Below are 12,350 nucleotides of genomic sequence, written 5' to 3' on the forward strand. Positions count from 1 at the left end.
GAGGAGCGGGACGAAGCACTGATGAGCACTCCACGACTGCTCTCAAACCGCTACGAACTGGGTGAGACCCTCGGGTACGGCGGCATGTCCGAGGTCCACAAGGGGCGGGACGTCCGCCTCGGCAGAGACGTGGCGATCAAGGTGCTGCGTGCCGACCTCGCCCGCGACACCCAGTTCCAGGAACGCTTCCGGCGCGAGGCGCAGAACTCCGCCGCCCTGAACCACCCGGCGATCGTCGCCGTCTACGACACCGGTGAGACCCAGACGGAGTACGGCCCGCTGCCGTACATCGTGATGGAGTTCGTCGACGGCCGGACACTGCGCGACATCGTGAAGACGCAGGGCCCGCTGTCGGGCAAGCGCGCGATGGAGGTCATGGCCGACGTGTCGGCCGCGCTCGACTTCAGCCACCGGCACGGCATCGTGCACCGCGATGTGAAGCCGGCGAACGTGATGATCACCAAGTCCGGCGCCGTGAAGGTGATGGACTTCGGCATCGCCCGTGCCCTGCACGACGGCCAGGCCGCGGTAACCCAGACCGCCGCGGTGATCGGCACGGCCCAGTACCTGTCGCCGGAGCAGGCGCGTGGCGAGTCCGTCGACGCCCGTTCCGACGTCTACGCCGCCGGCTGCGTGCTGTTCGAGCTGCTGACCGGCGAGCCGCCGTTCACCGGCGACTCCCCCGTGGCGGTCGCGTACCAGCACGTGCGGGAGGACCCGAAGGCTCCGTCGCAGCTCAACCCGAAGGTCTCGCCGCAGCTCGACGCGATCGTGCTGAAGGCGATGTCGAAGGGCCCGGCGAACCGCTACCAGTCGGCCGCGGAGATGCGCGCCGACCTGGTGCGCGTGCTGTCGGGCCAGCGCCCGTCCGCACCGGCCGTGATGACGGCTGAGGACCGCACCGCCGTGATGAACGAGCAGGCGGCGTCGCGCAACCAGCGCACGCAGGTGGTGTCCGGTGGCCGGCACCGCCCGGCGGCGTTGAGGTCGGAGCCGGAGGACGACTACGACCCGATCGCCGACGAGGAAGAAGAGCGTCGCGCGAAGCGCAAGAAGGCCATCATGGTGACGCTGGTGGTCATCCTGTGCGTGGCCGTGCTCGGCCTCGCCGCGTGGATCACCGCGAACGTGATGAACTCCGGCAACGAGACGACGGCGGACAAGGTCGGCGTTCCGTCGATCGTCGGCCTGAGTCCGTTGGAGGCCAAGGAGAAGATCAGGGAAGCGGGCCTGGTCGCCACGCAGCAGGACGTCGCCTGCGAGCCCGGCGCGAACGGCGCGGCCGCCGCGTGCACCGCCGACCAGATCAACAAGGTGATCGGCACGAACCCGCCGGAGGGCACCCAGGTCATCAAGGGGTCGCAGGTCACCATCTCGGTGGGCGCGCCTCCCGGTGAGGGCACCGTGCCGGACCTCGTGGGCAAGAGCCCGTCGGAGGCCCAGGCGGTCCTGGACAAGGACCCCAACGGCTTCAAGCTCCAGCAGGCCGCCGACGCCATCGAGGTCGACGACCCGAACAAGGTCGGCAAGGTGGCGACCCAGAACCCGGCGACCGGCCTGAAGCTGAAGAAGGGCGGCACGATCAGCATCCAGCTCGGCCGTGCTCCGGACAAGCAGAACGTGCCGAACGTCGTGGGCGACGACGTCGACGACGCCCGCCAGACGCTGATCGGCTCGAACTTCAAGGTCCAGGTCGAGGAGGTCGACAGCGCCAAGCCGCAGGGCCAGGTCCTGTCGCAGACGCCGGCGGGCAACAGCAAGGCGGCCAAGGACACGACGGTGACCCTGAAGGTGTCGCGTGGCAACCAGCTCGAGATGCCGGACCTGACCGGCCTCACGCAGAGGGAAGCCGAGACCAAGCTCAAGGCCCTGGGCTGGAACGGCAACCTCAACGTCGAGGAGCAGCAGGTCACCAACCCTCAGCAGAAGGACAAGGTGCTGACGCAGAACCCGGCGAAGGGTCAGCAGATCACCAAGGGCTCGACGGTGACGATCACGGTCGCCAAGTTCGGCATCATCACGAGCTGACGGACGCGTTGTGCAGGGGCGGCTTCCACCGGGAGCCGCCCCTTTCGTTCACCGGCGGGCTGCCGCCGCGAGCGTGCGCATGCCGTTCTCGAGCTGGGCGACCGTCGCCTCCGGCACCTCGAAGCCGCAGACCCCCAGCCAGTTGGCGAGCATCCGGTGGCCGCCGTCGGTGAGCACCGACTCCGGGTGGAACTGCACGCCCTCGACCGGGAGTTCCTTGTGGCGCATGGCCATCACGATGCCGGTCTCGGTCTTGCCGGTGACCTCGAACTCCGCGGAGATGGTCTCCGGCAGCACCGTCAGCGAGTGGTAGCGCGTCGCGATGAACGGCTGCGGCACGCCCGCGAGCACACCCCTGCCCTCGTGGAAGACGATGCTCGTCTTGCCGTGCAACAACTCGGGCGCGCGGTCGACCGTTCCGCCCCACACCACGCCGATCGCCTGGTGGCCGAGGCACACACCGAAGACGGGCTTGCCGGTGTCGGCACACCGCTTGATGACGTCGATGCTCGCGCCGGCCCGTTCCGGTGTCCCGGGACCAGGACTCACGAGCACGCCGCCGACGCTCTTGATCTCGTCGAGGTCCACCTCGTCGTTGCGCCGCACGACGCACTCCACGCCCAGCTGGGCGAGGTACTGGACGAGGTTGTAGACGAAGCTGTCGTAGTTGTCGACCACGAGCACGCGCATGTGGAGAGCCTAGTCGGTGGAGTCGAGTGAGTTAGCTCTCGTCTTCGTTGAGGTAAGGCTATCCTAAAATAGGTGTTATGAGTCGCCCCTTGCGCGTCGCGGTCGTCGGCGCCGGACCGGCCGGCGTCTACGCCGCCGACATCCTGACCAAGTCCGACGTCGACGTGCAGATCGACCTCCTCGAAAAGCTCCCGGCCCCGTACGGCCTGGTCCGCTACGGCGTGGCCCCGGACCACCCGCGCATCAAGGGAATCGTCGGCGCCCTGCAGAAGGTGCTCGACAAGCCGTCCGTCCGCTTCTTCGGCAACGTCGAGTACGGCGTCGACATCAAGCTCGACGACCTGCGCCAGTTCTACGACGCCGTCGTCTTCTCGACCGGCGCCTCGTCGGACCGGCCGCTGGACATCCCCGGCATCGACCTGCCGGGCAGCTACGGCGCCGCCGACTTCGTGTCCTGGTACGACGGCCACCCCGACGTGCCGCGCACCTGGCCGCTGACCGCCTCGTCGGTGGCGGTGCTGGGCGTGGGCAACGTGGCCCTGGACGTGGCCCGCATCCTGGCCAAGACCGCCGACGAGCTGCTGACCACCGAAATCCCCCAGAACGTCTACGAAGGCCTCGCCTCCTCACCGGTCACCGACGTGCACGTCTTCGGCCGCCGCGGCCCCGCCCAGGCGAAGTTCACGCCGCTGGAGCTGCGCGAGCTGGACCACTCCCCCAACGTGGAGGTGATCGTCCACGCCGAGGGCATCGAGTTCGACGAAGCCTCGATGCACGCGATCAGGACCAACAAGCAGGTCGAGATGATCGTGAAGACCCTCCAGGAGTGGGCGATCCGCGACGTGGGCAACCGCCCGCGCCGCCTGCACCTGCACTTCCTGGAAGCCCCGGTCGAAGTCCTCGGCACCACCGCGGTCACGGGCCTGCGCACCGAGACCCAGGAACTGACCGGCGACGGCAACGTCCGCGGCACCGGCGTCTTCACGGACTGGGACGTCCAAGCCGTGTACCGCGCCGTCGGCTACCTCTCGACGCACCTGCCCGACATCCCGTTCGACCACGTCGCCGGCACGATCCCGCACCTCGCCGGCCGCGTGCTGGACCTCGACGAGGTCCCGATGCCGGGCGTCTACGTCACGGGCTGGATCAAGCGCGGGCCGATCGGGCTCATCGGCCACACCAAGGGCGACGCCCTGGAAACCATCACGAGCCTGCTGGAAGACGCCGCTTCGCTCACCCCGGCACCCCTGCCGTCACCCGACGCCGTCGTCCAGTTCCTCTCGCAGCGCGGCGTGCCGTTCGTGACCAACGAGGGCTGGCAGCGACTGGACCTGCACGAGATCGCGCTGGGCGCCGCTCAGGGACGCGAGCGGGTCAAGGTCGTGGCCCGCGAGGAGATGACCTCGATCTCGAACGGCTGATCCGCGGGATCTCGGCTTGAGCGGCCTGGCGCCGTTCCTCGAGGAAGCCGCCATCGCGTGTGGGCGCGATGGCGGCTTCGCTTTGCCACCGGTGGTTCGGCGCTGGGCGGCTCGGTGGGCCGGTGCCGCTGGGCGGCCCGGTGGCGCGATGTCCCGCTTGTTCCGGTGGTCCGGTGCCGCTGGGCGGCCCGGTGCCGCGTTGTCCCGCTCTCCCTGGTGGTCGTGCCCTGGGCAACTCGGTCGTCCAGCGCCCCGCTGGTGCCTGGTGCCCGGTAGCGCTGATGCCCGGTGCCCCGCTGGTGCCCGGCGGGCCGGTGGCGGCCGGTGGGCCGGTGGTGCCCGGTGGGCCGGTGGTGCCCGGTGGGCCGGTGGCGGCCCGCCGCTGGTCTCGGTGCCCCTGGGCGGCTCGGTGCCCCTGGGCGGCTCGGTGCCCTGTGGCCTGGTGGCCGGTGCCTTGTGGCTCGATGCCCGGCTGCTGCCCCGTCGGTGCTCGACGCCCGTGGGCGGCTCGGTGGCCCGATGCCCTGCTGGTGCCCACATGTCCCGCTGGTAGCCGGTGGCCTACTGGCCCGGTCTCGCTGGCCCGGTCTCGCTGGCCCGGTCTCGCTGGCCCGGTCTCGCTGGCCCGGTCTCGCTGGCCCGGTCTCGCTGGCCCGGTCTCGCTGGCCCGGTGCTCGGTCGCCCGATGAAGACTGCCGACCTGTGGGCTTCCGTTGATCAGATCCCGACAGCGGGACGTCGACTCACTGCCCGCTGCCCCCGCGCGCTTCCTCATGCGCAACGACGACGGCGGATTCCAGGTTCCCGCGACTCCCGAATTCCTGTGGACAACTCACCCGCCCACCGCTCAAGGCTACCCCGCCAACACCGCCAACCTGCGGAAACAGCCAGAGCACGCCCCATGATCGCCCCTGAATGCAACCCGTTCAGGTGACCGGTAGCGAACGATCACGAGGCGCTGCCGAAGCCGGGCTCACTCGGTGGTGACGTTGTTGAAGGGCAGCTTCGGCTCCGCCCACGGGAACACGACGAACATCAGCAGCGCGACGACGCCGGCCACCAGCACCACTGCCTCGATGATCCGCAGGAACAGCGGGCCCGGCAGGTGCCGCCAGATCCAGCCGTACATCAGCCCTCCGTCATCTCCGGCGGCACGAAGTTGTCGGCCACCGGGTAGCTCTTGGTCTCGATGGCGTGCACGATCAGGCGCTGCTTGTCGGAGAAGCGCGGGTGGCACGTCGTCAGGGTGAGCAGGCGGGCCTGCTTCTCGGGCGGCACGGTGGCGTTGACCTGGTGCGGGATCGGGGCGATGACTTCGCCCTGGCTCGGGGCGACGATCTCCTGGCCCACCGTCTTGGCGTAGGCGTCGCCGAGGGTGGTGGAGAGCGGGGCCACGCCGGCGCAGGCCGGTTCCTTCGCCTTCGGGTTCGCGGCCCAGCCGGCCACCTCGTTGCGCATCGGGAGCACCCGGTAGACGAACCACTGGGTCTGCGTCTGCACGACGATGGCGTTGCAGGACTCGAGCAGGTCCAGGTCGTTGAACGGGGCGCCCTTGCCTACGCGGTGGCCCGCGATGGAGAAGTTGCCCGCCTCGCCCGGCTGCGCGGTGTCCTTGTAGTGGCCGGGGCCGATTTCCAGGTGCTTGTCGGTCGTTCCCTCGACCACGGAGAACTTCCAGTCGTTGCCGAAGACCGGGATGTACATCTTCGCGAAGGCCTTGCCCTCGATCAGGTTCAGCTTCGACTGGCGGTTCGGGTCGGCGGGTGGGGGCGTGACGACGTTCGAGCTCCATTCGGAGTCGAGCGCGGCGGTGGCGTCCTCCTGCTTTTCCGCGGAGAGGAGGTCTGTCACGTAGACCTCGTAGACGACGAACAACAGCACGACGAGGCCCAACGTGATGAGGGCTTCGCCGATGCCGCGGACCGTCTTGTGCGCGACGCTGTCCGGAGGAGGAGCGGGCTTCTCCTCCTCGTCGTCGTAATAGTCGTCGTCGTAGTACTCGTCGTCGTAGTCGTCCTCGACGCGCGGGATCACCTCGGTGGGCGGGTCGACCGGGCGGGGACGGGGTGGGCGCGGCGGCATTCCCCGCGGAGGCATCCCCTGGGGCTGCATCCCTGGATGCGGCATCGCGTGGGGAGGTGCTGGCCGGGGTGGCGTTCCGCGTGGTGGCGCGCCCAAGGGCAGCCCGGGGGGCGGCGTTCCGAGAGGCAGTCCCGGAGGTGGTGTTCCGAGCGGCAGGCCTGGAGGTGGCGTCGCCGGGGGCATGCCGCGCGCGGGGGTGCCCGGCGGCGGGGCCATCGGGCGGCGGGGCGGGGCCCCGGCCGGGGGCAGGCTGCCGGAGATCGCGTTGGTGAACTGGGTCGCTTCGGGTGGCGGCAACGGGCGTGCGGAAGGTGTGGCCCGCAGGTGCTGCAGGTCATCACGACGGGGTGCAGGGCGCCGTGGGGGCGGCTGCTGCGGTCCCGAGTTCACCTGAGAACCTCCGCGCGGACTGTGAACTGAAAACAACTGCGTCTGCCAGGTGGTTCGCTCACCACCTTCGCTACGTTAACGTGTCTCCTGAGTAGTGCACGTAAACTCGCGTCACTCACGGATATCCACGTCAGGCGAGGACAGCATGCCCAAGTCGAAGGTCCGGAAGAAGGCGGCTTACACCGCACCCACTGACCGGCGCACCCCGGTCAAGGTCAAGGCAGCGGGGCCGTCACACCCGGTCTACGTCGTTGTCATGCTCGGCTTCATGCTGCTGGGCCTCGCGTGGCTGGTCGTCAACTACCTCGCGGCCGAGAAGATCCCGTTCATGCTGGAGCTGGGCGCGTGGAACTTCGCCATCGGCTTCGCGCTGATGATCATCGGTCTGCTGATGACGATGCGCTGGCGCTAGTCACGCGCCAGATTCGGCAGGTCACAGGTCGTGAGGCCGGCCCGGACGTCACACGTCCGGGCCGGCCTTTGTTCGTGCCGCGTTCACCGGGTTCATCCCAGCGTCACGGAAGCACACGGCTGTAAGTCATCCCCATTGGGGACAAGTCCTGTGGACAACTTTGCACCAAAATGCACAAGCGCCGGTTCTCCCTCATCCGGACCCGTTCGATCGTCCGCATTTCATGAGGGACACTCGACGGTGTGACTCGCACCTGGTCCACCCCGCCCGCGCTCGTCGCCGTCGCGTGGGTGCTCGCCCTCATGCTCGCCGTCGCGACGATCCTCGCTGACGACAACGCGGGCCGTCTCCTCGTCGGACTGGCAGCGCTGCTGGTCACGTACCTCGCGGCGTTCGCGACGATCGCGCGGCCGAGGCTCACCGCGGACGTCGACGGGCTCGCCGTGCGCGGGTTCGCGAGCACGACGCTCCTGCCGTGGCACGAGGTCAAGGTCAAGTTGCAGACCTCGCGCCGGCTCGGCAGGGAGCAGCAGACGTTGGAGCTCGACGCCGACGACCGTCTCGTGGTGCTCACGAAACTGGACCTCGGCGCCGATCCCGAAGAGGTCGCCGGCGTCCTGCACTCGTTGCGCCCTTAATTCGGGCGGCAGGTCCGCGCGATCTCGAGAATGACCTCCGCGTCCGTGTCGAGCGCGCCGGCGCGCAGGGCGAACATGCCGCCGAGCAGCACCACCGCGGCGACCATCGCGGCGATTTGGTAGAGGTTGCGGTTCTTCTGCGGTGCCCTGACCATCGCGAGTGCCAGCAGGCCGCCGATGACGAACCCGCCGAGGTGCCCGAGCAGCGAGGCGTTGGTGAAGAGGTTCGACACCAGGTTGATCGCGACGACCACGACGATCGTCGAGATGTCCCGCCGCTTGCGCTTCCACACGATGAGCAGCGCGCCCATCAAGCCGAAGACCGCGCCGGACGCGCCGGCGAGCTCCTGGCAGACGGTGCCGAAGTAGAACGCCGCCGCGCTGCCGCCGAGCAGCGACAGGAAGTACACGGCGCTGAACCGGAGCTTGCCCAGCTCCTGTTCGACGTGCTGTCCCACGACGTAGAGCACGGCCATGTTGAGCGCCAGGTGGATCAGGCCGAAGTGCATGAATCCCGACGTGAGGATCCGCCACCACTCACCCTGCGCGGTGAGTTCGGGGATCATCGAGGTCGCGGTGAACAGGCCCGACCTGTCGTTGTTCATGGGGCTGCCGGACTGGAACACCGTCACGACGTAGGCCAGGACGTTGAGCGCGATCAGCACCGGTGTGATGATCGCGCGGCCGTTCGACACCTCCGCGCCCACGAGCGTGCGGGCGCGGCGGACCGACCGCTGTCCCTCGTTCACGCAGTCGACGCACTGCATGCCGACCGCGGCGTCGCGCAGGCAGTCCGGGCACGCCGGACGCTCGCACCTGGTGCAGCGCAGCCGGGTGGGCCGATCGGAATGACGTGCGCAGACCGGGGTCTCCGGCTGCGCTCCGACCGGCCCGTCCGGTGGCACGAGTGCGTCGCTCACGCGCGTTCGATCGTGATCCGCTCGATCTTGATGTCGTTCACGGGGCGGTCGCCCGCACCGGTCTTGGTGTTGCCGATCGCGTCGACGACGTCGCGCGACTCCTGGTCGGCGACCTCACCGAAGATCGTGTGCTTGAAGTTCAGCCACGTCGTCGGCGCCACGGTGATGAAGAACTGCGAGCCGTTGGTGTTGGGGCCGGCGTTCGCCATCGCGAGGATGTAGGGGCGGTTGAACTGCAGGTCGGAGGTGAACTCGTCCTGGAAGCGGTAGCCGGGGCCGCCGCGGCCGGTGCCCGTCGGGTCACCGGTCTGGAGCATGAAGCCCGCGATGACGCGGTGGAACAGGGTGCCGTCGTAGAACGGGCCCGAGTTCGTGCCGCGCGCGTTCGCCTCGGTGTAGTTCGCGGTGCCCTCGGCGAGCCCGACGAAGTTCGCCACCGTCTTGGGGGCGTGGTCGGGGAACAGGTTGAGCCGGATGTCGCCCTGCGTGGTGTGCAGGGTCGCCGTCACCTTGGTCCCGACAAAGGATTCGTTGCTGTCAGCCACCACTCCATCGTGCCATCCACGGGCGGGGATGTTCAGGAAGGGGCGCGATGGGGTACTTCCAGCACATAACCGGACGACAACGTGTGGAGCACAGAATGGACGAGGTGGACGTCATGACCCGTGCCGGCGAGTCCGTGGGCAAGGCTGTCGGCACCGGTCTGAAGGCCGCGCGCCAGGGTGTCGTTCGCGCTGGTCACGTCGCTGAGGTGAAGCTCGCGGAGCGTGGGATCACGGCTGACCAGGTGCGTGGCACCCTCGTCGAGCGGGCCGACACGCTCATGGGCAAGGCAGAGGACTGGGAGAAGCAGACGCGCCGCTCCCGCAAGCGCCTCGCCAAGAAGAGCGCGAAGACGCGCGCTGAGCTCGTGAGCAGGGCCGAAGAAGTGCGCAAGGAAGTTCGCAAGGCCGCCAAGCAGGCCCGCAAGGACGCGAAGTCGCGTGCGAAGGACCTCCGCAAGGCCGCGGCGAACCTCGGCGCGGACGCGCCGAAGGCCCGCAAGTGGCCGTGGGTCGTGGGGCTCCTGGTCGCGGCCGCGGTGGCCGGGTACGTCGCGCTGACGCGCAAGCCGGAAGAGGTTCACCTGCACGAGGAGAACGAGGAGGCGCAGGCACCGTTGCCCGAGCCCGTTCTCAACGGGCAGGCGCCCTCCCAGAAGGAGCCGGCGAAGTAACTCGCACGAACGCGGAACGGGTGGTCTCCCACGTGGGAGACCACCCGTTCGCGCGTCTTCAGAGCTTCAGGCCCTTGACCGCTTCCTCGGCGATCCGGCGGGCTTTGATCGACTGCTTCTGGTTGCTCGTCACGACCACGGCCGCGTCGGCTTTCGAGACGGCGTAGACGACACCGGTGCCGCTGCTGACGTACCCTCCGGCCCACCCGGTGGGCGCGGTCGCGGGCTGCGAACCGTCCGGCGCCGCCTCGTTCACGATCAGCTTGGCGATCCGCTCGTCGCCGACGTAGACGCGCACGGTCAGCTGGATCTCCGTCGCCGTGGCGTAGAAGAAGCAGGCCGGGTGGGGCTTGTCCGTTGACAGTTTCACTTTGGGCACGCGCTGCCCGTTCGCCTCGGCGACGAAGCTCGTCGCGAGGTAGGGGCAGGTGCCGTCGCTCGCGGGCTGGGGCGCGGGCGGCACTGTCGGAGTCGCGCTGGTCGTGGTGGTGGCCTGCTGGACCTGGGTCGTGGGCACCGGCACGTTCTGGGCGACATCGGTGCCGCACGCGGCGAGTAAGCCGAGCAGGGGCAGCAACAGTGCTCGTTTCATAGGGGCAACAGTCAACCAGATACCAGGAGCGGCTCGAGCGGGACACTCTAGATTGGTCCATACCTTTTGTGCCCTGACCTCTGCCCCGAGCCCTGGAAGGACCCTGACCATGGAGTTCCTGGAGCAACGACGAGAGCACGCCCTGGCGCTCTTCCGCATCGTCATCGGACTGTTCTTCGTGATCCACGGTGTGCAGAAGGTCTCGAAGGGAATCGACCTGCTGGCCTGGCCGGCGGGCCCGGCGGCCCTCATCGAGCTGATCGGCGGCGGTCTCGTCCTCATCGGGCTGTGGACGCGGTGGGCGGCGCTGATCGCGTCCGGCGCGATGGCCTACGCCTACTTCGTCGTGCACCAGCCGAAGGGACTGCTGCCGATCGAGAACGGTGGCGAGTTGGCGGCCGTCTACTCGTGGGCGTTCCTGCTGCTGGCGTTCACCGGCGCCGGCGCCTGGAGCATCGACCACCTCCGCCGCAAGTCGTCGAAGAAGTCACTCGCCGGCGCCTGAGGTGGCCCGCGAACGCACTGAAGCCCTGTTCGCTGCGGCGCGAACAGGGCTTCAGTGGGAGCGGATGGAGACGAGGGGAATCGAACCCCTAACCCCCGCCTTGCAAAGGCGGTGCTCTGCCAATTGAGCTACGTCCCCAAGATCCGGGGCGGCAGGCCGCCCGCGAAATCAGTCGGTGGGAGCGGTGGCCTCGCGCCACAGGTCCGCGTCGGCCTTGGCCGAACGGCTGCGCTTGACGAAGAACAGAACCGCACCGGCAACGGCAACAAGTGCGATGATCTTCTTAGCCACTTCGAATCCTCCCAAGTCTGCTGACGCACGACCCCACTACGCTACAGGATTCCGAGCGATCATGATGGGGGTCCGGGGGCTCGCCCCCGGCAGGGGGTCTGGGGGCTTGGCCCCCAGAAGAAAAGACGATGATTCGGGAAAGGTCGACGCTTTCCGTCGACACAGAAAGCCACCGAATCGAGTGGGCCTAGGAGGACTTGAACCTCCGACCTCTTCATTATCAGTGAAGCGCTCTAACCGCCTGAGCTATAGGCCCTCGATCGTGTTACCCCCCTGGGGGGCGACGAGGAGAACCTTACAGGATCGTCCTCGCCGCTCCCAAATCGGGGGTCACTCCCGCTCGGAGAGCGTCAACTCCAAGCCGCCGGCCAGATCCGCGGACACGTTGTAGACGAATGCGCCGACGGTCGCGAGGGCCGTGAACAGCACGATGTTGACGGCGCCGATGATCGCCGAGACACCGAAGACGCGGCCGGCGCTGATCAGCGGTTCGCCCGGCTCGTTGGCCTGGAGCAGGTCGTTCGCCGTGCTGTTGATCTTGTCCCAGACGCCCATGCCGTGCAGCACACCGTAGAGCACGCCGACCGCCACGAGCCAGACGAAGAACAGCGCGACGCCCAGCACCAGGGCGAGCTTGAGCACCGACCACGGGTCGACGCGCTTCACCTGCAGTGAGGCGCGGCGCGGGCCACGGCCGGGGCGGCGGGCCGACGGCCCGGCCGCGGCGGGACGGGCTCCCCCGTTGCCGAGGTTCACCGAGGTGCGGCTGCTGCCCAGGCCCACCGGTACCGCCGCGCCCGCGACCACGGGCTTCTGCACCTTGACGGTGTCCGGGTCGGTCGACGGGAACGCCGGAGCCGCCGAGTCCGACGACGGCACGGGCGGTGCGCCCGGTGCCACGTACGCCTCGGTCGAGTCGTGGTGGGAGGACTCCGTGTCGCTCGTCACGCGCTGCCAGGGCGGCGGCGTGGAGACGACGACCGGTTCGTCGCCGGCGTGCGCCGCCGTCTCGGGCTTGTCGCTCGAGGCGGTGGTGTCACCGGCCGGGGTCTCGGCGGACTTGGTGGCCTCGGCCGCCTTCTCCGCCGCCACCGGCTTTGTCCTGTCCTGCGCGGTTCCACCCGAGGAACCGGAGGCCGCGGGAACGGCCTTCTCCGCCTTCTCC

Annotated in this window: 13 protein-coding genes, 2 tRNA genes and 2 pseudogenes; 7 read left to right on the top strand and 10 right to left on the bottom strand. The window is 68.9% G+C overall.

Features of this window, described 5'->3' with window-relative positions:
* Nucleotides 1–21 precede the first annotated feature (21 nt).
* A pseudogene (pknB, locus tag BMW88_RS00795) lies at nt 22–1,842 on the top strand (Stk1 family PASTA domain-containing Ser/Thr kinase); the annotation flags it as partial.
* The gene (locus tag BMW88_RS44400; RefSeq protein WP_425434602.1) at nt 1,816–2,028 is read left to right on the top strand and encodes a PASTA domain-containing protein; all 213 of its coding nucleotides are present in this window, start codon (nt 1,816–1,818) and stop codon (nt 2,026–2,028) included. The pseudogene pknB and the gene BMW88_RS44400, both read left to right, overlap by 27 nt.
* 48 nt (nt 2,029–2,076) lie before the next feature.
* On the opposite strand, the gene BMW88_RS00800 is transcribed toward BMW88_RS44400, so the two are convergent.
* Entirely contained in the window at nt 2,077–2,718 is a 642-nt protein-coding gene (locus BMW88_RS00800) for an aminodeoxychorismate/anthranilate synthase component II (RefSeq protein ID WP_089948280.1), read from the bottom strand.
* Between the two features lie 77 nt (nt 2,719–2,795).
* On the opposite strand from BMW88_RS00800, the gene BMW88_RS00805 reads away from it, so the two are divergent.
* Nucleotides 2,796–4,139: an FAD-dependent oxidoreductase gene (locus BMW88_RS00805; RefSeq protein ID WP_089948281.1), complete on the top strand. Its 1,344-nt coding sequence runs from the start codon at nt 2,796–2,798 to the stop codon at nt 4,137–4,139.
* A gap of 973 nt (nt 4,140–5,112) precedes the next feature.
* Here the strand turns inward: BMW88_RS00805 and BMW88_RS41570 are convergent.
* Nucleotides 5,113–5,268: a hypothetical protein gene (locus tag BMW88_RS41570; protein ID WP_089948283.1), complete on the bottom strand. Its 156-nt coding sequence runs from the start codon at nt 5,266–5,268 to the stop codon at nt 5,113–5,115.
* A complete protein-coding gene (locus BMW88_RS00815; protein ID WP_245777494.1) occupies nt 5,268–6,236 on the bottom strand; it encodes a class E sortase in 969 nt (322 codons plus the stop codon). Before BMW88_RS00815 ends, BMW88_RS41570 begins: the two co-directional genes overlap by 1 nt.
* 520 nt (nt 6,237–6,756) lie before the next feature.
* On the opposite strand from BMW88_RS00815, the gene crgA reads away from it, so the two are divergent.
* Together crgA and BMW88_RS00825 are read left to right on the top strand one after the other, a co-directional pair.
* Nucleotides 6,757–7,023, top strand: a complete 267-nt coding sequence (crgA, locus tag BMW88_RS00820) for a cell division protein CrgA (protein WP_089948286.1) — start codon at nt 6,757–6,759, stop codon at nt 7,021–7,023.
* A 242-nt stretch (nt 7,024–7,265) separates the two neighbouring features.
* The gene (locus BMW88_RS00825; RefSeq protein WP_245777495.1) at nt 7,266–7,661 is read left to right on the top strand and encodes a PH domain-containing protein; all 396 of its coding nucleotides are present in this window, start codon (nt 7,266–7,268) and stop codon (nt 7,659–7,661) included.
* Here the strand turns inward: BMW88_RS00825 and BMW88_RS00830 are convergent.
* Nucleotides 7,658–8,581, bottom strand: coding sequence for a rhomboid family intramembrane serine protease (locus BMW88_RS00830; protein ID WP_245777496.1), 924 nt, complete (start codon nt 8,579–8,581; stop codon nt 7,658–7,660). The two genes, BMW88_RS00825 and BMW88_RS00830, sit on opposite strands and share 4 nt — an antisense overlap.
* Nucleotides 8,578–9,126, bottom strand: coding sequence for a peptidylprolyl isomerase (locus BMW88_RS00835; protein WP_089949387.1), 549 nt, complete (start codon nt 9,124–9,126; stop codon nt 8,578–8,580). Before BMW88_RS00835 ends, BMW88_RS00830 begins: the two co-directional genes overlap by 4 nt.
* 95 nt (nt 9,127–9,221) lie before the next feature.
* On the opposite strand from BMW88_RS00835, the gene BMW88_RS00840 reads away from it, so the two are divergent.
* On the top strand, nt 9,222–9,797 hold the full coding sequence (locus BMW88_RS00840) for a hypothetical protein (RefSeq protein WP_089948287.1): 576 nt from the start codon (nt 9,222–9,224) through the stop codon (nt 9,795–9,797).
* Between the two features lie 58 nt (nt 9,798–9,855).
* Here BMW88_RS00840 and BMW88_RS00845 read toward each other — a convergent pair whose 3' ends face one another.
* On the bottom strand, nt 9,856–10,389 hold the full coding sequence (locus tag BMW88_RS00845) for a DUF2020 domain-containing protein (protein ID WP_089948289.1): 534 nt from the start codon (nt 10,387–10,389) through the stop codon (nt 9,856–9,858).
* A 109-nt stretch (nt 10,390–10,498) separates the two neighbouring features.
* Here BMW88_RS00845 and BMW88_RS00850 point away from each other — a divergent pair, with 109 nt between their 5' ends.
* Entirely contained in the window at nt 10,499–10,894 is a 396-nt protein-coding gene (locus BMW88_RS00850; protein ID WP_089948290.1) for a DoxX family protein, read from the top strand.
* Nucleotides 10,895–10,959: 65 nt separating this feature from the next.
* Here the strand turns inward: BMW88_RS00850 and BMW88_RS00855 are convergent.
* From BMW88_RS00855 to BMW88_RS00865, 4 genes and pseudogenes are all read right to left on the bottom strand, one after another.
* A tRNA-Ala gene (locus tag BMW88_RS00855) sits at nt 10,960–11,032 on the bottom strand.
* Nucleotides 11,033–11,065: 33 nt separating this feature from the next.
* Nucleotides 11,066–11,185: pseudogene (locus tag BMW88_RS42620) on the bottom strand (DLW-39 family protein); the annotation flags it as partial.
* 182 nt (nt 11,186–11,367) lie between these two features.
* Nucleotides 11,368–11,441: transfer RNA gene (locus tag BMW88_RS00860), tRNA-Ile, on the bottom strand.
* 74 nt (nt 11,442–11,515) lie between these two features.
* Nucleotides 11,516–12,277 carry a DUF3566 domain-containing protein gene (locus tag BMW88_RS00865; protein ID WP_425434603.1) on the bottom strand — a complete coding sequence of 254 codons (762 nt, stop codon included), beginning with the start codon at nt 12,275–12,277 and terminating at the stop codon, nt 11,516–11,518.
* Nucleotides 12,278–12,350 lie beyond the last annotated feature (73 nt).

Origin of the sequence: Lentzea xinjiangensis, from assembly GCF_900110955.1 — a bacterium.
Taxonomy (GTDB): domain Bacteria; phylum Actinomycetota; class Actinomycetes; order Mycobacteriales; family Pseudonocardiaceae; genus Lentzea; species Lentzea xinjiangensis.

Bases quoted from the DNA above. Each gene is read 5' to 3' on its own strand.
- BMW88_RS00845 (WP_089948289.1), bottom strand. From the start codon at position 10,389: ATGAAACGAGCACTGTTGCTGCCCCTGCTCGGCTTACTCGCCGCGTGC.
- BMW88_RS00840 (WP_089948287.1), top strand. From the start codon at position 9,222: ATGGACGAGGTGGACGTCATGACCCGTGCCGGCGAGTCCGTGGGCAAG.
- BMW88_RS44400 (WP_425434602.1), top strand. From the start codon at position 1,816: ATGCCGGACCTGACCGGCCTCACGCAGAGGGAAGCCGAGACCAAGCTC.
- BMW88_RS41570 (WP_089948283.1), bottom strand. From the start codon at position 5,268: ATGTACGGCTGGATCTGGCGGCACCTGCCGGGCCCGCTGTTCCTGCGG.
- crgA (WP_089948286.1), top strand. From the start codon at position 6,757: ATGCCCAAGTCGAAGGTCCGGAAGAAGGCGGCTTACACCGCACCCACT.
- BMW88_RS00850 (WP_089948290.1), top strand. From the start codon at position 10,499: ATGGAGTTCCTGGAGCAACGACGAGAGCACGCCCTGGCGCTCTTCCGC.
- BMW88_RS00815 (WP_245777494.1), bottom strand. From the start codon at position 6,236: ATGCCTCCGCGGGGAATGCCGCCGCGCCCACCCCGTCCCCGCCCGGTC.
- BMW88_RS00805 (WP_089948281.1), top strand. From the start codon at position 2,796: ATGAGTCGCCCCTTGCGCGTCGCGGTCGTCGGCGCCGGACCGGCCGGC.
- BMW88_RS00800 (WP_089948280.1), bottom strand. From the start codon at position 2,718: ATGCGCGTGCTCGTGGTCGACAACTACGACAGCTTCGTCTACAACCTC.